Origin of the sequence: Bradyrhizobium sp. UBA2491 (assembly GCF_002341725.1) — a bacterium.
Lineage (GTDB): Bacteria > Pseudomonadota > Alphaproteobacteria > Rhizobiales > Xanthobacteraceae > Bradyrhizobium.
Genome location: NZ_DDOP01000066.1, coordinates 122,831 through 140,940 on the forward strand (window position 1 = coordinate 122,831; position 18,110 = coordinate 140,940).

Below are 18,110 nucleotides of genomic sequence, written 5' to 3' on the forward strand. Positions count from 1 at the left end.
GCCTTACTGGACGGTCAGCGCGGCTGCCTTCACGGCAGTCACGGCGGTTTGGTAATTGTTGACGAGCTGCTGTACCGAGGCCGCCGACATGTCGAGCACCGGCTTGGGATAGACGCCGAACAGGATGGTCAGCGCGATCAGCGGGAACAGCGTCACGCATTCGCGGAAGGTGAGATCCTTGATCGACATCAAGGACGGCTTGACCAGCGCGCCGAACACCACCTTGCGATAGAGCCAGAGCGCGTAGCAGGCCGACAGGATGACGCCGGTGGTGGCGAAGAACGCCGTCGGCAGCGAGATCTTGAAGGTGCCGAGCAAGGTCATGAACTCGCCGACGAAGCCCGAGGTGCCGGGCAGACCGACATTGGCCATGGTGAACACCATGAAGGTCAGCGCGTAGAGCGGCATCCGGTTGACGAGGCCGCCATAGGCCGCGATTTCGCGGGTGTGCATGCGGTCGTAGACCACGCCGACGCAGAGGAACAGCGCGCCCGAGACGATGCCGTGCGAGATCATCTGGAACATGCCGCCGGCGACGCCCTGCGTGGTCACCGCGAAGATGCCCATGGTGACGAAGCCCATATGCGCGACCGAGGAGTAGGCGATCAGCTTCTTCATGTCCTCCTGCATCATCGCCACCAGCGAGGTGTAGATGATGGCGATGACCGACAGCACGAACACGAACGGCGCGAAGTCGTGGCTGGCCAACGGGAACATCGGCAGCGAGAAGCGCAGGAAGCCGTAGCCGCCCATCTTCAAGAGGATCGCGGCCAGGATCACCGAGCCTGCCGTGGGCGCCTCGACGTGCGCGTCCGGCAACCAGGTGTGCACCGGCCACATCGGCATCTTCACCGCGAACGAGGCGAAGAAGGCGAGCCACGCCCAGGTCTGCATCGAACGCGGCACCGCGGTGTGCATCAGGGTCGGGATGTCGGTGGTGCCGGCGTTCCAGTACAGCGCCATGATGGCGAGCAGCATCAGCACCGAGCCGAGGAACGTGTAGAGGAAGAACTTGAACGACGCATAGACCCGGCGCGGGCCGCCCCAGACGCCGATGATCAGGAACATCGGGATCAGGCCGCCCTCGAAGAACAAATAGAACAGCACGAGATCGAGCGCCGAGAAGGTGCCGATCATCAGCGTTTCCAGGATCAAGAACGCCATCATGTATTCGCCGACGCGCTGCGTCACCGACTTCCAGCTCGCGATGATGCAGAGCGGCATGATCGCGGTGGTCAGGATGATCAGCGGCAGCGAGATGCCGTCGACACCCATGTGGTAGGTGATGCCGGTGGCGAGCCAGGAGGCCTTCTCGACGAACTGGAAGTCGGTCTGCGCGGGATCGAAGCGCGACACCAGGATCAGCGACACCGCGAAGGTGATCAGCGTGGTCCACAGTGAAATCCAGCGCGCCGTGCGGCTGGCGGTCTCGTCACCGCCCCGCGCCAGCAGATAGACCAGGATCGCACCGACCGCCGGCAGGAAGGTCGTGACCGAAAGGATGGGCCAGGTTGTCATTTACTGGCCTCCCAAGCCGAACATGAACCAGGTGATCAATCCGGCCGCCCCGATCAGCATCGCGAACGCGTAGTGATAGAGGTAGCCGGTCTGCAATTTCACGACATTGCGGGTGACGTCGAGCACGCGGGCCGAGACGCCGTCCGGACCGAAGCCGTCGATGATGAAGCCGTCGCCCTTCTTCCAGAGCGTATAGCCGAGCCACTTCGCCGGACGCACGAAGATCCAGTCGTACAGCTCGTCGAAGTACCATTTGTTGAGCAGGAACTGGTACAGCATCGGCTGCTGCTCGGCGAGTTCGACCGGCAGATACGGCCGGCGGATGTAGAACATGTAGGAGAGGAACAGGCCGAGCACCATCATCACGGTGGGTAGCGGCGCGAGCCAGCTCGGGATATGCTCCATGTCCTCGAGGATATGCGGGTTCATCTTGACGGATTCGCGGAAGAACTCCTCCACGCCGTGCGGGCTGGCGAACAGCTCCTTGAACGGCAGACCCGCGAGGATCGAGCCGGCGGCAAGTATGCCGATCGGCACCAGCATCCAGACCGGGCTCTCATGCGCGGCCTCGTAATGCTTCTGGTCGTGCGGCTCGCCGAAGAAGGTCTTGAAGATCAGACGCCAGGAGTAGAACGAGGTCAGGCCGGCGGCCACGATCGTCAACAGATAGGCGTAGACCGCGAACGGGTTATGCGACGCATAGGCCGCCTCGATGATCGCGTCCTTGGAGAAGTAGCCGGCGAACAGCGGGAAGCCGGTCAGCGCCAGGGTGCCGATGCACATCACCGCGAAGGTGTACGGGATCTTGCGCCACAGGCCGCCCATGTTGCGGATGTCCTGCTCGTGGTGCATCGCGTAGATCACCGAGCCGGAGCCCAGGAACAGCAGCGCCTTGAAGAAGGCGTGCGTGAACAGATGGAACATGCCGACCGAATAGGCCCCTGCTCCCATCGCCACGAACATGTAGCCGAGCTGCGAACAGGTCGAATAGGCGACGATGCGCTTGATGTCGTTCTGCACCAGGCCGATCGTGGCGGCGAAGAACGCCGTGGTCGCGCCGAAGAACATCACCACCGCCTGCGCGGTCGGCGACAGTTCGAACAGCGGCGACAGCCGGGCCACCATGAAGACGCCCGCGGTCACCATGGTCGCGGCATGGATCAGCGCCGACACCGGGGTCGGGCCTTCCATCGCGTCCGGCAACCAGGTGTGCAGCAGGAACTGGGCCGACTTGCCCATCGCGCCCATGAACAGGAACAGGCAGGTCAGGGTCAGCGCGTCGACCTGATGGCCGAAGAAGTTGATGGTCTTGCCGGTCAGGCCCGGCGCAGCGTGGAAGATGGTCTCGAAATCGGTCGAGCCGACCAGCGCGAAGATCGCGAAGATGCCGAGCGCGAAGCCGAAGTCGCCGACGCGGTTGACCACGAAGGCCTTGATGGCGGCGGCATTGGCCGACGGCTTCTGGTACCAGAACCCGATCAAGAGATAGCTCGCGAGGCCGACGCCCTCCCAGCCGAAGAACAGCTGCACCAGGTTGTCGGAGGTCACCAGCATCAGCATCGCGAAGGTGAACAGCGAGAGATAGCCGAAGAAGCGCGGCCGGTTCGGATCCTCGTCCATGTAGCCGATGGAGTAGAGGTGGACGAGCGCGGACACGGTGTTGACCACGACCAGCATCACGGCGGTCAGGGTGTCGACCCGCAGCGTCCAGGCCACCTGAAGGTCGCCGGAGGTGATCCAGGGCAGCAGCACGACGCGGGCGTCATGGTGCATGAAGCCGACATCGACCAGCGTCATCCAGGACAACGCCGCCGAGACGAACAACAGGCCGGTGGTGATCAGCTCGGCGAGCCGCGATCCCGCCGCCGGCGGCTCGGAGACGTGGTGGTCGTCGTGGCCATGGTCGTCATGGCCGTGATCATCGTGGGCCGCCGAGGCGTGAGCGTCGGCAGCATGGGCGTCGCCATGCGCGTCGTCATGATGATCGACGGTGTCGCCGCTCGGACAGCGCGCGTGCGCTCCCGTCAGCGCAATGATGCCTGCGAGAATGGCTCCCAGCAGAGGCAGGAAGACGATTGCCTGTATCATCGCACGATTCCCTTGCGCATGATCTCGCCGGAAAACCGGCTCCCACTTTTCCGGATCATGCGCGCCTAGCCCTTCATCAGATTGACGTCTTCAACCGCGATCGAACCGCGGTTGCGGAAATACACCACCAGCACGGCGAGGCCGATCGCGGCCTCGGCGGCCGCCACCGTCAGCACCAGCAGCGCGAACACCTGGCCGACGATGTCGCCGAGGAAGGTCGAGAACGCCACCAGGTTGATGTTGACCGAGAGCAGGATCAGCTCGATCGACATCAGGATCACGATGATGTTCTTGCGGTTGAGGAAGATGCCGAGGATCCCGAGCGTGAACAGGATCGCGGCGACCGCGAGGTAGTGTCCGAGCCCGATGGTCATTTCACCCACTCCGCCGCGTCGGCATCCTGCAGGCCCTGCCCCGACGCCACCTTGCGCATCGCCATCGCCATTTCGGGCGTGCGCGCGTTCTGCACGTTGATGTTCTGTCGCTTGACGTTGGCCTTGTGGCGCAGCGTCAGTACGATGGCGCCGATCATCGCGACCAGCAGCACCATGCCGGCGAGCTGGAAGTAATGGATGTACTTCGTGTAGAGCACGAGGCCGAGCGCCTCGGTATTGGTGACGTTGGTCGGGATCGCCGCGGTGATGGTCTTGGTGACCGTCGGATTGATCACCCAGGCGCCGACCACCAGCAGCAGCTCGAACAGGAAGATGCCGCCGATCACGATGCCGATCGGCAGATACTGGATGAAGCCCTCGCGCAGCTCGACGAAATCGACGTCGAGCATCATGATCACGAACAGGAACAGCACCGCGACCGCGCCGACATAGACCACGATCAGCATCATCCCGAGGAACTCGGCGCCCATCAGGATGAACAGCCCGGCCGCGTTGACGAAGGCCAGGATCAGGAACAGCACGGAGTGCACGGGATTGCGCGAGACAATCACCATGACCGCCGAGGCCACGCAAACCGCGGCAAACAGATAGAAGAACAGCGCCGGAAGGATCATGCCCTCACCTCACCGGTACGGCGCGTCGAGCGCGATCGACTTCGCAATCTCGCGCTCCCAGCGGTCGCCATTGGCGAGCAGCTTGGCCTTGTCATAGTACAGTTCCTCGCGGGTCTCGGTCGCGAACTCGAAATTCGGTCCCTCGACGATGGCGTCGACCGGGCATGCCTCCTGGCAGAGGCCGCAATAGATGCACTTCACCATGTCGATGTCGTAGCGCACCGTGCGGCGGGTGCCGTCGTTGCGGCGCGGGCCGGCCTCGATGGTGATCGCCTGTGCCGGGCAGATCGCCTCGCACAGCTTGCAGGCGATGCAGCGCTCTTCGCCGTTCGGATAGCGGCGCAGCGCGTGCTCGCCGCGGAAGCGCGGCGAGATCGGCCCCTTCTCGAACGGATAGTTCAGCGTCGGCTTCGGCTGGAAGAAATAGCGCATCGCCAGGAAGAACGCCGAGACGAATTCCGAGAGCAGGAGCGAGCGGGCTGTTGCGTTGACATTGACACTCATGACGGCCTCACTTCGGCGCGATGCCGGCGAATTGCAGCACGCCGGCCACGATCACCACCATCGCCAGCGACAGCGGCAGGAACACCTTCCAGCCGAGCCGCATCAGTTGATCGTAGCGGTAGCGTGGCACGATCGCCTTCGCCATCGCGAACATGAAGAACATGAAGAACACCTTGAGCGCGAACCAGACGATGCCCGGAATCCAGGTGAACGGCGGCAGGTTGACCGGCGGCAGCCAGCCGCCCAGGAACAGGATCGACGCCAGCGCGCACATCGTGGTGATCGCGACATACTCGCCGAGCATGAACAGCAGATACGGGGTCGAGCCGTATTCGGTCATGAAGCCGGCGACCAGCTCGGATTCGGCTTCCACCAGGTCGAACGGCGGACGGTTGGTTTCCGCCAGCGCCGAGACGTAGAACACCACGAACATCGGGAACAGCGGCCACACATACCAGTTCAGGATGGTGAGCTGCGGCAGGCCGATCAAATGCGCCAGACCGCGGGTGTTCTGCGCCTCGACCACCGCCGACAGGTTCAGCGAACCGACGCAGAGCAGCACCGTGATGATCACGAAGCCGATCGAGACTTCATAGGACACCATCTGCGCCGCCGAGCGCAGCGCGGCCAGGAACGGGTACTTCGAGTTCGACGACCAGCCGGCCATGATGATGCCGTAGATCGACAGCGACGAGATTGCGAAGATGTAGAGAATGCCAACATTGATGTCGGAGATCACCCAGCCGAGATCGAACGGGATCACGGCCCAGGCGGCCAGCGCCAGGATACACGACACCAAGGGCGCCAACAGGAACACGCCCTTGTTGGAGCCCGCCGGGATCACCGGCTCCTTCAACACGAATTTCAGCAGGTCGGCGAAGGATTGCAGCAATCCGAACGGGCCGACCACGTTGGGACCGCGGCGGATCTGCACTGCGGCCCAGATCTTGCGGTCGGCGAGCAGGATGTAGGCGATCGCGATCAGCAGCACGACGAGCAGCAACAGGCTTTCCGCGACCATGATGATCAGCGGCCAGAGGAAGCCGGTCCAGAACGAGCTTGCGAAGAATTCAGCCATCAGGTCACGCTCACTCCGCTGCCGTCAGCATTCGGCCCGACGCCAGCCGCGAGCATTCCGCCATCACGGCAGAGGCCCGCGCGATCGGGTTGGTCAGATAGAAGTCCTCGACGGTCGGCTTGAACGCCGCCTTGTCGACGCTGCCGCCCTTGCCGGCCAGCGCCTTGACCTGGTCCGCCGTGCCGGCCTCGATCTGATCGAGCCGCATCAGATGCGGATAGGTCTTGAACATCGCCTGCCGCAGCGCCTGCAACGAGTCGAACGGCAGCTTCTTGCCGAGCACGTCGGACAGCGCGCGGATGATCGCCCAGTCCTCGCGGGCCTCGCCCGGCGGGAACGCGGCACGGTTGGCGATCTGCGCCCGGCCCTCGGTGTTGACGTAGATGCCGGACTTCTCGGTGTAGGCCGCGCCCGGCAGGATGACGTCGGCGCGGTGCGCACCCTGGTCGCCATGGGTGCCGACGTAGACGACGAAGGTACCGTCCGGCACCTTGATCTCGTCGGCGCCGAGCAGGAACAGCACGTCGAGCGTGCCGAAGGTGGTCATCTGCGCGGTGGTCAGGCCGCCGGCCGAAGGCGAGAAGCCGATATCGAGCGCGCCGGCACGGGAGGCGGTGTCCTGCAAGACGGCAAAGCCGTTCCAGCCGTCCTTCAGCGCGCCGACATCGACCGCGAGCTTGGCGGCCTGCGCCAGCACCGCCGCGCCGTCATGCCTGGTGTAGGCACCGGGGCCGACCAGGATGATCGGGTGCTGCGCGTTCTTCAGCACGTCGGCAAACGAGTGCTTGCCGGCCGCAAGATCAGCCAGCGTGTCGGTGCCTGCGCCGAGATAGTCGTGGTCGTAGGTGAAATCGGACTTCGCGCCGATCATGCCGACCTTGAGGCCGCCGGCGCGCCAGCGCTTGCGTATCCGCGCGTTCAGCACCGCGGCTTCCTTGCGCGGATGCGAGCCGATGATCAGGATGGCGTCGGCCTGGTCGATGCCGGCGATGGTCGGGTTGAAGATGTAGGAGCCGCGGCCAGCCTTGGCGTCGAATGCGTCGCCGCCCTGCACCGCCAGATTGACCGAGCCGAACGCAGCCAGCAGCTCCTTCAGCGCGTACATTTCATCGACCGCGGCGAGATCGCCGGCGATCGCGCCGATCCGCTTGCCGTCGGTGCGGCCGGCCTTGGCGGCGATGGCGGCGAACGCCTCCTGCCAGGTCGCCGACCGGAGCTGGCCGTTCTCGCGCACATAGGGACGATCGAGCCGTTGGGTACGCAGGCCATCGACGATGTGGCGGGTCTTGTCGGAGATCCACTCCTCGTTCACGGCTTCGTTGATGCGCGGCAGGATGCGCATCACCTCGCGGCCGCGGGTGTCGACGCGGATCGCGGAGCCGACGCCGTCCATGACGTCGACCGACTGGGTCTTGCCGAGCTCCCAGGGCCGCGCCGCGAACGCATAGGGCTTCGAGGTCAGCGCGCCCACCGGGCAGATGTCGACCAGGTTGCCCTGCAACTCCGAGCTCAGCGCATGCTCGAGATAGGTGGTGATCTCCATGTCCTCGCCGCGGCCGGTCGCACCCATTTCCGGGGCGCCGCAGACTTCGGCGGAGAAGCGGACGCAGCGCGTGCACTGGATGCAGCGATTCATCGAGGTCTTGACCAGCGCGCCGAGATACTTGTCCTCGACCGCGCGCTTGTTCTCGGCGAACCGGCTGGTGTCGACGCCGTAGCCCATCGCCTGGTCCTGCAAATCGCACTCGCCGCCCTGGTCGCAGATCGGGCAGTCCAGCGGATGGTTGATCAGCAGGAACTCCATCACGCCTTCGCGCGCCTTCTTGACCATCGGCGAACGGGTCGAGATCTCCGGCGGCTCGCCCTTCGGTCCGGGACGGCAGTCGCGCACGGCCCAGGCGCAGCTCGCGACCGGCTTCGGGCCGCCCTTCACCTCGACCAGGCACATCCGGCAATTGCCGGCGATCGACAACCGCTCATGATAGCAGAAGCGTGGAATCTCGGCGCCGGCCGCCTCGCACGCCTGCAACAGCGTGTACTCCGGCGGCACATCGATCTCTTTGCCATCGACGATGATCTTGCTCATGTCTTCAAGTCTTTCCCAGCTTGCAGTCGGGCGGCGCGACGCTGGCGGTTTTCATTGATGTCTTCACCCATTGCTGGGTGTCGGTGCTGTAGGTCGAGAGATAGCCCGGTTCGGCCCGGCTCTTGGCGCACAGGAACGGCAGATGCGGCTTCAGGTCGTAGTCGCACGAGGCCTGCCATTCCTGCTTGTTCTCGAAGGCGGAGATCGCCTCCTCGCAAGCATAGAGGAAATAGGCCACGAAACTCTCATACTGCACCCGCTCCTCGCGGCTGCCGGCCTGGATCGCATCATAGTCCGGCTGCGCGAATTTCGGATTGTTGAATGCGAGCTCGGTGTAACCCAGAAACGCGGTGCGCGCCGCGGAGGCGCGGTTCGTCGAGCGGATTTCGTTGATCTGCACCAGGATGGCAACAAAGCCGAGCAGCGCCACGAGCGCCTGCGCCATCTGCGCAAGCGTCCCGAACTTCTGCCACCATGCGGCTTGTTGCATCATCGCAGTCATTACTCCGCGGCCACCATGTGCACGGGATCACGAACGCCCTGATCGTCGAGGTCCGCCTTGTGCGAATACTGATCGATGCGCTCTTCGATCTCGTGACGGAAATGCGCGATCAGACCCTGGATCGGCCACGCCGCGGCGTCGCCGAGCGCGCAGATGGTGTGGCCTTCGACCTGCTTGGTGACCTCGAGCAGCATGTCGATCTCGCGTTTGTGGGCGCGGCCGTCGGCCATGCGGGTCAAGACGCGCCACATCCAGCCGGTGCCCTCGCGGCACGGCGTGCACTGGCCGCAGCTCTCATGCTTGTAGAAGTAGGAGATGCGCGCGATCGCCCGGATCAGGTCGGTCGACTTGTCCATCACGATCACGGCCGCGGTGCCGAGGCCCGAGCGTAGCTTGCTCAGTGAGTCGAAATCCATCGGCGTGTCGATGATCTGCTCGGCCGGCACCATGCGCACCGACGAGCCGCCGGGGATCACGGCCTTCAGATTGTCCCAGCCGCCGCGGATGCCGCCGCAATGGTTCTCGATCAGCTCGCGGAACGGAATGCCCATCGCCTCTTCGACGTTGCAGGGCCGCTCGACGTGACCGGAGATGCAGAACAGCTTGGTGCCGACATTGTTCGGCCGGCCGATGCCGGCGAACCAGGCGGCGCCGCGGCGCAGGATGTCGGGCGCGACCGCGATCGACTCGACGTTGTTGACGGTGGTCGGGCAGCCATAGAGGCCGACATTGGCCGGGAACGGCGGCTTCAGCCGCGGCTGGCCCTTCTTGCCCTCGAGGCTCTCGAGCAGCGCGGTTTCCTCGCCGCAGATATAGGCGCCGGCGCCGTGGGCGACATAGATGTCGAACGGCCAGCCGTTGATGTTGTCCTTGCCGACCAGCTTGGCCTCATAGGCCTGGTCGATCGCCGCCTGCAACCGCTCGCGCTCGCGGATGAACTCGCCGCGGATATAGACGTAGCAGGCATGCGCGCCCATCGCGAAGCTCGCGAGCAGGCAGCCCTCGACCAGGAGATGCGGGTCGTGCCGCATGATCTCGCGGTCCTTGCAGGTGCCGGGCTCGGACTCGTCGGCGTTGACGACGAGATAGCTCGGACGGCCGTCCTTGGATTCCTTCGGCATGAAGGACCACTTCATGCCGGTCGGGAAACCCGCGCCGCCGCGGCCGCGCAGGCCCGACGCCTTCATCTCGTTGATGATCCAGTCGCGGCCCTTGTCGATGATCCCCTTGGTGCCGTCCCAGGCGCCGCGGCGGCGCGCGCCCTCGAGGCCCCAATCATGCAGGCCGTAGAGGTTCTTGAAGATGCGGTCCTTGTCGTCGAGCATAACAAAAACTTTCCGAACATCACCGATTGGCTTGTGAGTAAGCGAGCCCGGCGGCGCAGCCGCCGAACACGATGGCCCACAACAGGCTGGATTCCAGCGTGGCGCTGAGGCCGTAACGTTGCAGCAGGAACATGAAGCCGGCCGCGACAGCGGTATGCAGCGCGATCTTGCGCCAGGCCATCATCGAAGCCGCCCTCCCGATCCCCATTGCCTGCACCTGAAAGCCCCCCATCAGGTGGTTTCCTTCAGCGTCGTCGGCCCGCCCGCGGGCGCCGAGAACTGACGGTCGATCTGCGGACCCGGCTTCGGCGGATTGCCGGCGGCAAAGCCGTCGAGCACCTTGCCGAAGCTTTCCTTGGTCAGGTCCTCATAGGTGTCCTTCCAGATCAGCACCATCGGCGCATTCACGCAGGCGCCGAGACACTCGACCTCTTCCCAGGAGAAGTTGCCGTCCTTCGACAACTGGAAAGGATCGTGATGGATGCGATGCTGGCAGACCTCGATCAGGTCGGCGGCGCCGCGCAGCCGGCACGGCGTGGTGCCGCAAACCTGGACGTGGGCCTTCTTGCCGACCGGCGAGAGCTGGAACATGGTGTAGAAGGTCGCGATCTCCAGCATCCGGATATGCGGCATCTCGAGCAGGTCGGCGACGGCGCGGATCGCGGCTTCCGACACCCAGCCGTCATGTTGCTCCTGCACGCGCCACAGGATCGCGATCGCCGCCGAAGCCTGGCGGCCCGGCGGGTATTTCTCGATCTGCTTCTTGGCCCAGGCCAGGTTCTCGTCCGTGAACGTGAAGCTCGCGGGCTGCAATTCCTTCGGGGCAAGGCGGCGGACGGACATCGTTCAAACTCTCAATTAGCGCGCGGTGCGGATGCGGACATCATCACCGGTCGACCTCGCCGAACACGATGTCCAGCGAGCCAAGGATGGCGGAAACGTCGGCCAAGAGATGGCCCTTGCAGATGTGATCCATCGCCTGGAGATGGGCGAAGCCCGGCGCGCGGATCTTGCACTTGTAGGGCTTGTTGGTGCCGTCGGCGACCAGATAGACGCCGAACTCGCCCTTCGGCGCCTCGACCGCGGCATAGACCTCGCCGGCCGGCACGTGGACGCCTTCGGTGTAGAGCTTGAAGTGATGGATCAGCGCTTCCATCGAGCGCTTCATCTCGCCGCGGCGCGGCGGCGCGATCTTGTTGTCCTCGACCACGACCGGGCCCTGCCCGTCGGCTGCTTTGAGTTTCTGCACGCACTGCTTCATGATGCGCACCGACTGGCGCATCTCTTCCATGCGGATCAGATAGCGGTCGTAACAGTCGCCGTTCTTGCCGATCGGAATGTCGAAATCCATCTCGGCGTAGCACTCATAGGGCTGCGACTTGCGCAGGTCCCAGGCCGCGCCGGAGCCGCGCACCATCACGCCGGAGAAGCCCCATTCCCAGGCCTCCTTCAACGGCACGATGCCGATATCGACGTTGCGCTGCTTGAAGATGCGGTTGCCGGTCAGCAGCCGATCGAGGTCGTCGACCACCTTGAGGAACGGATCGCACCACGCCTCGATGTCGTCGATCAGCTTCGGCGGCAGGTCCTGGTGCACGCCGCCGACGCGGAAGAACGCCGCGTGCATGCGCGAGCCCGAGGCGCGCTCGTAGAACACCATCAGCTTCTCGCGCTCTTCGAAGCCCCACAGCGGCGGGGTCAGCGCGCCGACGTCCATCGCCTGCGTGGTGACGTTGAGCAGATGGGAGAGGATGCGGCCGATCTCGCAATACAGTACGCGGATCAACTGGCCGCGGCGCGGCACCGTGATGCCGAGCAGCTTTTCCGCCGCGAGGCAGAATGCATGCTCCTGGTTCATCGGCGCGACGTAGTCGAGCCGGTCGAAATAGGGAATCGCCTGGAGATAGGTCTTGTGCTCGATCAGCTTCTCGGTGCCGCGGTGAAGCAGGCCGATATGCGGATCGACGCGCTCGACGACTTCGCCGTCCAATTCGAGCACCAAACGCAGCACGCCGTGCGCGGCCGGATGCTGCGGACCGAAATTGATCGTGAAGTTGCGCAGATTTTGCGGCTGTTCATTCATGGCTTCGGCTCCGCCTTGGCCTTCTCGTCACCGGGAAGCGGATAGTCCGCGCCTTCCCAGGGCGAAAGGAAATCGAACTTGCGGAATTCCTGGTTGAGCCGGACCGGCTCGTACAGCACCCGCTTCTCCTGGTCGTCGTAGCGAACCTCGACGAAGCCGGTCAGCGGGAAATCCTTGCGCAGCGGATGGCCGTCGAAGCCGTAATCCGTCAGCAGGCGGCGCATGTCGGGATGGCCGGTGAAGATCACGCCGTAGAGATCGTAGGTCTCGCGTTCGAACCAGTCGGCGCCCGGGAACACGCCGATGATCGACGGCACCTGCGTGGTCTCGTCGGCCTGTCCGCGCAGCCGGATGCGCGCGTTCAGTGTCGGCGACAGCAGGTGGTAGACGACGTCGAAGCGCTTCTCGCGGCTCGGGTGATCGACCGCGGTCGCATCGGTGAAGTTGACGAAGCGGCAATTGGGATCGTCACGCAAAAACGTCACGACGTCCACGATTCTGCCAATCTCGACATCGATAGTGAGTTGATTGAACGCGACCGAGTGCGAAGTGGCCGCGCCCGGAAGCGCGCTCACGATCGTCTGCCCAAGGGCGTCGAGCTTGCCGTCGTCCATGCCTGAAACCTTAGCGTTCGATGGTGCCGATACGGCGGATCTTCTTCTGCAACAGCAGCACGCCGTAAAGCAGCGCTTCCGCCGTGGGCGGGCAGCCCGGCACGTAGATGTCGATCGGCACGATGCGGTCGCAGCCACGCACCACCGAGTAGGAGTAGTGGTAGTAGCCGCCGCCATTGGCGCAGGAGCCCATCGAGATGACGTAGCGCGGCTCCGGCATCTGGTCGTAGACCTTGCGCAGCGCCGGCGCCATCTTGTTGGTCAGCGTGCCCGCGACGATCATCACGTCGGACTGCCGCGGCGAGGCACGTGGCGCGAAGCCGAAGCGCTCGACGTCGTAGCGCGGCATCGAGACCTGCATCATCTCGACCGCGCAGCAGGCGAGACCGAAGGTCATCCACATCAGCGAGCCGGTGCGCGCCCAGGTGATCAGGTCATCGGCCGCGGCGACGAAGAAGCCCTTGTCGGACAGCTCGTGATTGACCTCGAGGAAAAACGGATCATTGGCGCCGACCGGCCTGCCGGTCGACGGATCGAGAATGCCCTTCGGAGCCATCGCGATATCAGGTTTGGCGATCGCCGGCTGCGAGGTTGCGGCGGTGGGGCTCAATCCCATTCGAGCGCGCCTTTCTTCCATTCATATGCGAACCCGACCGTCAGCACGGCCAGGAAAACCATCATCGACCAGAAGCCGGTGGCGCCGAGCTTGCCGAACGCCACGGCCCACGGGAACAGGAACGCCACTTCGAGATCGAAGATGATGAAGAGGATCGCCACCAGATAGAAGCGGACGTCGAACTTCATGCGGGCGTCGTCAAAAGCGTTGAATCCGCATTCATAGGCGGACAGCTTTTCCGGGTCCGGCGATTGGAACGCGACCAGGAACGGCGCGATCAGGAGCGCCAGCCCGATCAGGCTCGCAACTCCGATAAAGACCACAAGTGGGAGGTAATTCTGCAGGATGCCGGTCATCGGCGAGGCCTTCTTGCTGCGGTTTCGGACGTGCCGCAGATTCGTTGATTGGAATTGTTCTTGAGGCTTTAGCGCAGCGCAACAGGGGGCGCAAGACAAGCTATTTTGACGCTTTTACGGTCCCTTCCCGCGGCTCTTGGCCTCGTCGGGCGGATGCGCGTGCCTCAATGGCCAACGCAGCGGCGGCCATCCGGTGCCCTGCGCTCTCCCCATATCAGCCCAGCTCCCGCTCGGCAGCGAGCATCTCGGCCGCGGTCAGCGTGAGGCGGTCAATATGTCCAAGCAGTAGTTCGAGATCCTGTGGACCGAGCTGTTCCAGCAGACGCCGGTTTCGCTCCTGTGCACCGGCCACAATGGCGTCATGGGCGGCGAGCCCGGCCTTGGTGAGGGAGACAAGTGTTTCCCGATTGTCACGCGGATTGGCCGCCTTCGCCACAAGCTTGCGCGCCACCAGCTCGGCGAGCGCCCGGCTGATCTGCCCCTTGTCCATGCCGACGGCTTCGGCCAGCCGCACCACGCTCATCGGCGGCCGGCGGCCGAGCGAGGCGACCAGGCCGAACTCGACGGAAGACAGGCCGGTCAGCCGCTTGTAGCGCAGCAGCGCCCCTCGCCTGAGCAGATTCGCCAGCACCATCAGCCGCGAGGACATCATCGCGGTGATCGGCGCGAGTTCGGCATCGACCACCGCCTCCGGCGGCAACACCTTCTCGGTCCTGAGCTTCTCGGTCATTGCCAACCTCTGCCAACAAAGCCTGCCGCTGCCAAGCTAATCGAGATCGTTGACATTGTCATCGATCTATCGTTGACTTGGTCAACGACAACGCAGCCGCGGGCGACTGACCGGCGGCCGGAGGAGATACATGACGATCACCCAACGGGACCGCGATCTCGGCACGGCCTATGCGATGAAGCCGTCCACCACCCGGACCGAGCTCACCTCGGTGGTCCGCGGCACGCCGATGGGCGAGCTGTTGCGGCGCTATTGGCACCCGATCGGGCTCGCCGGCGACGCCACCGATATCCCCAGAAAAGTCCGCGCGCTCGGCGAAGACCTGATTCTCTTTCGCGACCGGCACGGCCGGATCGGCCTGCTGCACGCCCGGTGCTGCCATCGCGGCACTACACTCTATTACGGCAAGGTCGAGGAGGACGGCATCCGCTGCTGCTACCACGGCTGGAAGTTCGACACCGAAGGCCGCTGCCTCGAGCAGCCCTGCGAGCCCGAAGGCGGACTGTTCAAGGACAAGGTGCGCCAGCCCTGGTATCCGGTGCAGGAACGCTACGGCCTGATCTTCGCCTATATGGGTCCGGCCGACAGAAAGCCGGTGCTCCCCCGCTACGAGTGCCTGGAGACGATGGACGACGGCGAGTTTGTCGAGGCCGACGATTCCTCGATCGGCGGCGGCGGTCCGGCCGTGATCCCCTGCAACTGGCTACAGCATTTCGAGAACGTCGCCGACCCCTATCACGTGCCGGTGCTGCACGGCTCGTTCTCCGGCCCGCAATTCACCAACATGATGGCCTCGATGCCCGAGGTGAAGTTCGAGATGACGCCGCGCGGCGTCGCGGTGCGCTCGATCCGCCGGCAGGACGACGGCAAGGTGTTCTACCGCGTCACCGAGGCCGCCCTGCCCACACTCCGCGTCGTGCCCAATCCGCGGGTCGCGCAGTTCGCCCGGGTCGAATCGATCGGTTGGACCCTCCCGATCGACGACACCTCGTTCCGCATCTATGTCGCTGGCCGGGTCAAGAACGCTGGCGACATCGGCCGCATGCGCTCGAAGTTCAACGGCAAGTTCTGGTGGGACATGACCGAGCAAGAGCACCAGCAATTCCCCGGCGACTATGAGGCCCAGGTCGGCCAGGGTCCGGTGACTGTTCATTCCGAGGAGCATTTCGGCCAGAGCGACCGCGGCATCCTGATGATCCGCCGGATGCTCGCCGACCAGCTCGAGGCCATGGCTGCCGGCCGCGACCCGATCGGCGTGTCGTTCGATGCCGATGCCGGCCAGGTCGAATTCGAAGCGGGGAATTACATCCGCGAGGCGTAAGGCGCTCGCACGCGAGCCGGCAAGAAAAGACAAATCCGGGGGAGGAAGTCATGGTCGATGTCGCACCGCAGGCGGCGGCACCAACGCAAGCCGCGGCAACGCCTTCCACGCGCCGCTACTACGTGCTCGCGCTGCTCACCATCATCTACGCCCTCAATTTCCTCGACCGCACCATCTTCAACGTGCTGATCGAGCCGATCAAGAAGGAGTTCGCACTCAGCGACACCACGATGGGCCTGCTCGCCGGGTTCGGCTTCGTGCTGTTCTATTCGCTGCTCGGCATTCCCATCGCGCGGATGGCCGACCGCCTCAACCGCCGCAACATCGTGGCCCTCGCCTTCGCGTTCTGGAGCGCGATGACCTATCTCTGCGGCCTCGCCTCCAGCGTCACGGCGCTTGCGCTGGCGCGGATCGGCGTCGGCATCGGGGAATCCGCGGGCACGCCGGCGTCGCAATCGATGATCGCCGATCTGTTCGACAAGAACGAGCGGCCGCGCGCGCTCGGCATCTACGCGATCGGCACCTATCTCGGCGTCTTCCTCGGCTATTTCATCGGCGGCTACGTCAACCAGCACTATGGCTGGCGGATGGCCTTCTTCACCGCCGGCCTGCCCGGCATCGCGCTAGCCGCCGTGCTGTGGCTGACGATATCGGAACCGAAACGCGGCGCGATGGCCGAGACCTTCAAGGCTGAGCCGATCGGGCCGACATTACGCTTCCTGATCTCGCAGCCGAGCTTCGTGATCGTGCTGATCGGGTTTTGCCTGACGACCTACACCAACTACGCCACGGCGGTGTGGATCCCGCCGTTCCTGGCGCGCATCCATCATCTCACCAGCGCCGAGATCGGCACCTATGCCGGCACCTTCAAAGGGCTCGCCGGCATGGCGGGCACGCTGATCGGCGGCCTCGTGGTGGCGCAGATCGGCCGTCGCGACGATCGCTGGAAGCTGTGGGCGCCGGCGATCATGTCCGGCCTCGCCGGCCCGGTGTTCGCGCTGTGCATGCTGACGCCAAGCTTCACGCTGATGGTCGCAACGCTGGCGCTGACCTCGTTCATGGTCGGCTTCCATCTCGGCCCGATCTTTGCGATCGCTCAGACGGTGGCTAAACCCAGCATGCGCGCGCTGGCCTCCGCGCTCGTGCTGCTCACCGCCACCTGCTTCGGCCAGGGTGTCGGCCCGCTCGCCGTCGGCATGATCAACGACGCCCTGAAGGGGATCTATGGCGTCGATGCAGTCCGCTACTCGCTGCTGTCGGCGGCGGTGACGACGACGCTCGGCGCGCTGCTGTTCGTCTGGGCAGCGCGCTGGATCCGTGCCGATATCGCGCGCGCCAGTTAGAGCATGATCCGGAAAAGTGGGAGCCGGTTTTCCGAAGAGATCATGATGCGCATCGCATCATGATCTAACTATCCATGAAGGCCAGCAGGTCGGCCATCAAGCGCGCGTTGTGCGTCAGCGGCAGTGCGTGAGGCGCGCCTTGATAGACGGCGAGCCTGCTGCCCTTGATCAGCCTTGCTGTCTTGGCGCCGGTCAGTTCCAGCGGCGCGCTGGCATCCTTGTCGCCGTGCACGATCAGGGTCGGACGATCGATCGCCCTCGCCGCGGCGCGCAGGTCGGCCGACGAGATGGTCTTGCGGCAGGCCAGCGCCACCGGCAGCGGCACACTCAGCATCATCTCCCTGATCCAGGCCCGCGTCGCCTCCGGCGTGTCGGACATGAAGAACGGCGCCTCGTTCTCGCCCATCCATTTCGGGAAGTCCTGCGCGATCGCAGCGTTCTGCGCGTCGACCATCGCGCGCGGCACCGCGTCCGGATTGTCCTCGGACTGGACAATGAACGGCGTGGTCGGCGCCACCAGCACCAGCCGTGCGACGCGCTCGGAGCCATGACGCGCCAGATAGTTCACAGCCTCGATCGATCCCATCGAATGCGCGACGACGGTGAGGTCGCGCAGATCCCGCTGCTCGATCACGGCGGCGACGTCGTCGGTCAGCGTGTCGAGATCATATCCGGTCGCCGGCAGGTCGGAGCGGCCGTGGCCGCGCCGGTCCGGCGCGACGCAGCGATAGCCCTTCGCATTCAACGCCACGATCTGGCTGCCCCAGACGCTGGAATTGAAGGTCCAGGCGGCGAGCAGGAGCACCGGTTTGCCCGTGCCCCAATCCTGCACGAACAGCGATGTGCCATCCCTGGCGGTCGCGAAAAGCGGTCGGCTAGCCATGATAGAACTCCCTTGCGGATCGTGTGGCGACTTTGTCGCCAGCCATCAACCGAT

19 protein-coding genes are annotated in these 18,110 nt (G+C 64.6%); 2 read left to right on the plus strand and 17 right to left on the minus strand.

All coding sequences use genetic code 11. The features are described from left to right. Positions 1–3: 3 nt before the first annotated feature. From B2W55_RS22335 to B2W55_RS22410, 16 genes are all read right to left on the minus strand, one after another. Positions 4–1,518, minus strand: coding sequence for an NADH-quinone oxidoreductase subunit M (locus tag B2W55_RS22335; protein WP_024583485.1), 1,515 nt, complete (start codon positions 1,516–1,518; stop codon positions 4–6). Next, on the minus strand, positions 1,519–3,606 hold the full coding sequence (gene nuoL, locus B2W55_RS22340; protein ID WP_024583484.1) for an NADH-quinone oxidoreductase subunit L: 2,088 nt from the start codon (positions 3,604–3,606) through the stop codon (positions 1,519–1,521). It abuts the gene before it with no gap. Between the two features lie 65 nt (positions 3,607–3,671). Then, positions 3,672–3,980 carry an NADH-quinone oxidoreductase subunit NuoK gene (gene nuoK / locus B2W55_RS22345; protein WP_016841823.1) on the minus strand — a complete coding sequence of 103 codons (309 nt, stop codon included), beginning with the start codon at positions 3,978–3,980 and terminating at the stop codon, positions 3,672–3,674. Further along, positions 3,977–4,615, minus strand: a complete 639-nt coding sequence (locus B2W55_RS22350) for an NADH-quinone oxidoreductase subunit J (RefSeq protein WP_024583483.1) — start codon at positions 4,613–4,615, stop codon at positions 3,977–3,979. The genes nuoK and B2W55_RS22350 overlap by 4 nt, the downstream gene beginning before the upstream one ends. Before the next feature lie 9 nt (positions 4,616–4,624). Next, positions 4,625–5,119: an NADH-quinone oxidoreductase subunit NuoI gene (gene nuoI / locus B2W55_RS22355; RefSeq protein WP_018271854.1), complete on the minus strand. Its 495-nt coding sequence runs from the start codon at positions 5,117–5,119 to the stop codon at positions 4,625–4,627. Between the two features lie 7 nt (positions 5,120–5,126). Then, positions 5,127–6,197, minus strand: a complete 1,071-nt coding sequence (nuoH, locus tag B2W55_RS22360; RefSeq protein WP_024583482.1) for an NADH-quinone oxidoreductase subunit NuoH — start codon at positions 6,195–6,197, stop codon at positions 5,127–5,129. Between the two features lie 10 nt (positions 6,198–6,207). Then, positions 6,208–8,283 carry an NADH-quinone oxidoreductase subunit NuoG gene (gene nuoG, locus B2W55_RS22365; protein WP_024583481.1) on the minus strand — a complete coding sequence of 692 codons (2,076 nt, stop codon included), beginning with the start codon at positions 8,281–8,283 and terminating at the stop codon, positions 6,208–6,210. Positions 8,284–8,287: 4 nt separating this feature from the next. Beyond that, on the minus strand, positions 8,288–8,776 hold the full coding sequence (locus B2W55_RS22370) for a hypothetical protein (protein WP_145987166.1): 489 nt from the start codon (positions 8,774–8,776) through the stop codon (positions 8,288–8,290). 8 nt (positions 8,777–8,784) lie between these two features. Beyond that, the gene (nuoF, locus tag B2W55_RS22375; protein WP_024583479.1) at positions 8,785–10,110 is read right to left on the minus strand and encodes an NADH-quinone oxidoreductase subunit NuoF; all 1,326 of its coding nucleotides are present in this window, start codon (positions 10,108–10,110) and stop codon (positions 8,785–8,787) included. A gap of 19 nt (positions 10,111–10,129) precedes the next feature. Beyond that, positions 10,130–10,318, minus strand: coding sequence for a hypothetical protein (locus tag B2W55_RS22380; protein WP_371412441.1), 189 nt, complete (start codon positions 10,316–10,318; stop codon positions 10,130–10,132). Positions 10,319–10,341: 23 nt separating this feature from the next. Beyond that, on the minus strand, positions 10,342–10,953 hold the full coding sequence (nuoE, locus tag B2W55_RS22385) for an NADH-quinone oxidoreductase subunit NuoE (RefSeq protein ID WP_016847752.1): 612 nt from the start codon (positions 10,951–10,953) through the stop codon (positions 10,342–10,344). A gap of 43 nt (positions 10,954–10,996) precedes the next feature. After that, the gene (locus B2W55_RS22390; RefSeq protein ID WP_024583477.1) at positions 10,997–12,193 is read right to left on the minus strand and encodes an NADH-quinone oxidoreductase subunit D; all 1,197 of its coding nucleotides are present in this window, start codon (positions 12,191–12,193) and stop codon (positions 10,997–10,999) included. Next, the gene (locus tag B2W55_RS22395; RefSeq protein ID WP_024583476.1) at positions 12,190–12,807 is read right to left on the minus strand and encodes an NADH-quinone oxidoreductase subunit C; all 618 of its coding nucleotides are present in this window, start codon (positions 12,805–12,807) and stop codon (positions 12,190–12,192) included. Before B2W55_RS22395 ends, B2W55_RS22390 begins: the two co-directional genes overlap by 4 nt. A 10-nt stretch (positions 12,808–12,817) precedes the next feature. Further along, positions 12,818–13,423, minus strand: a complete 606-nt coding sequence (locus tag B2W55_RS22400) for a NuoB/complex I 20 kDa subunit family protein (RefSeq protein WP_024583475.1) — start codon at positions 13,421–13,423, stop codon at positions 12,818–12,820. Continuing rightward, positions 13,414–13,779 (minus strand): NADH-quinone oxidoreductase subunit A, encoded by a 366-nt coding sequence (locus B2W55_RS22405; RefSeq protein ID WP_018271860.1) that lies wholly within the window; start codon positions 13,777–13,779, stop codon positions 13,414–13,416. The genes B2W55_RS22400 and B2W55_RS22405 overlap by 10 nt, the downstream gene beginning before the upstream one ends. A gap of 214 nt (positions 13,780–13,993) precedes the next feature. Further along, on the minus strand, positions 13,994–14,509 hold the full coding sequence (locus tag B2W55_RS22410; RefSeq protein ID WP_024583474.1) for a MarR family winged helix-turn-helix transcriptional regulator: 516 nt from the start codon (positions 14,507–14,509) through the stop codon (positions 13,994–13,996). A gap of 130 nt (positions 14,510–14,639) precedes the next feature. On the opposite strand from B2W55_RS22410, the gene B2W55_RS22415 reads away from it, so the two are divergent. Together B2W55_RS22415 and B2W55_RS22420 are read left to right on the plus strand one after the other, a co-directional pair. Next, positions 14,640–15,830 (plus strand): aromatic ring-hydroxylating dioxygenase subunit alpha, encoded by a 1,191-nt coding sequence (locus tag B2W55_RS22415; protein WP_024583473.1) that lies wholly within the window; start codon positions 14,640–14,642, stop codon positions 15,828–15,830. Between the two features lie 50 nt (positions 15,831–15,880). Further along, positions 15,881–17,173, plus strand: a complete 1,293-nt coding sequence (locus B2W55_RS22420; RefSeq protein ID WP_024583472.1) for a spinster family MFS transporter — start codon at positions 15,881–15,883, stop codon at positions 17,171–17,173. A 64-nt stretch (positions 17,174–17,237) separates the two neighbouring features. Here B2W55_RS22420 and B2W55_RS22425 read toward each other — a convergent pair whose 3' ends face one another. Further along, complete coding sequence (locus B2W55_RS22425; protein ID WP_024583471.1) at positions 17,238–18,056, minus strand: alpha/beta fold hydrolase; 819 nt, start codon at positions 18,054–18,056, stop codon at positions 17,238–17,240. Positions 18,057–18,110 lie beyond the last annotated feature (54 nt).

Bases quoted from the DNA above. Each gene is read 5' to 3' on its own strand.
- B2W55_RS22335 (WP_024583485.1), bottom strand. From the start codon at position 1,518: ATGACAACCTGGCCCATCCTTTCGGTCACGACCTTCCTGCCGGCGGTC.
- nuoL (WP_024583484.1), bottom strand. From the start codon at position 3,606: ATGATACAGGCAATCGTCTTCCTGCCTCTGCTGGGAGCCATTCTCGCA.
- nuoK (WP_016841823.1), bottom strand. From the start codon at position 3,980: ATGACCATCGGGCTCGGACACTACCTCGCGGTCGCCGCGATCCTGTTC.
- B2W55_RS22350 (WP_024583483.1), bottom strand. From the start codon at position 4,615: ATGATCCTTCCGGCGCTGTTCTTCTATCTGTTTGCCGCGGTTTGCGTG.
- nuoI (WP_018271854.1), bottom strand. From the start codon at position 5,119: ATGAGTGTCAATGTCAACGCAACAGCCCGCTCGCTCCTGCTCTCGGAA.
- nuoH (WP_024583482.1), bottom strand. From the start codon at position 6,197: ATGGCTGAATTCTTCGCAAGCTCGTTCTGGACCGGCTTCCTCTGGCCG.
- nuoG (WP_024583481.1), bottom strand. From the start codon at position 8,283: ATGAGCAAGATCATCGTCGATGGCAAAGAGATCGATGTGCCGCCGGAG.
- B2W55_RS22370 (WP_145987166.1), bottom strand. From the start codon at position 8,776: ATGATGCAACAAGCCGCATGGTGGCAGAAGTTCGGGACGCTTGCGCAG.
- nuoF (WP_024583479.1), bottom strand. From the start codon at position 10,110: ATGCTCGACGACAAGGACCGCATCTTCAAGAACCTCTACGGCCTGCAT.
- B2W55_RS22380 (WP_371412441.1), bottom strand. From the start codon at position 10,318: ATGGGGATCGGGAGGGCGGCTTCGATGATGGCCTGGCGCAAGATCGCG.
- nuoE (WP_016847752.1), bottom strand. From the start codon at position 10,953: ATGTCCGTCCGCCGCCTTGCCCCGAAGGAATTGCAGCCCGCGAGCTTC.
- B2W55_RS22390 (WP_024583477.1), bottom strand. From the start codon at position 12,193: ATGAATGAACAGCCGCAAAATCTGCGCAACTTCACGATCAATTTCGGT.
- B2W55_RS22395 (WP_024583476.1), bottom strand. From the start codon at position 12,807: ATGGACGACGGCAAGCTCGACGCCCTTGGGCAGACGATCGTGAGCGCG.
- B2W55_RS22400 (WP_024583475.1), bottom strand. From the start codon at position 13,423: ATGGGATTGAGCCCCACCGCCGCAACCTCGCAGCCGGCGATCGCCAAA.
- B2W55_RS22405 (WP_018271860.1), bottom strand. From the start codon at position 13,779: ATGACCGGCATCCTGCAGAATTACCTCCCACTTGTGGTCTTTATCGGA.
- B2W55_RS22410 (WP_024583474.1), bottom strand. From the start codon at position 14,509: ATGACCGAGAAGCTCAGGACCGAGAAGGTGTTGCCGCCGGAGGCGGTG.
- B2W55_RS22415 (WP_024583473.1), top strand. From the start codon at position 14,640: ATGACGATCACCCAACGGGACCGCGATCTCGGCACGGCCTATGCGATG.
- B2W55_RS22420 (WP_024583472.1), top strand. From the start codon at position 15,881: ATGGTCGATGTCGCACCGCAGGCGGCGGCACCAACGCAAGCCGCGGCA.
- B2W55_RS22425 (WP_024583471.1), bottom strand. From the start codon at position 18,056: ATGGCTAGCCGACCGCTTTTCGCGACCGCCAGGGATGGCACATCGCTG.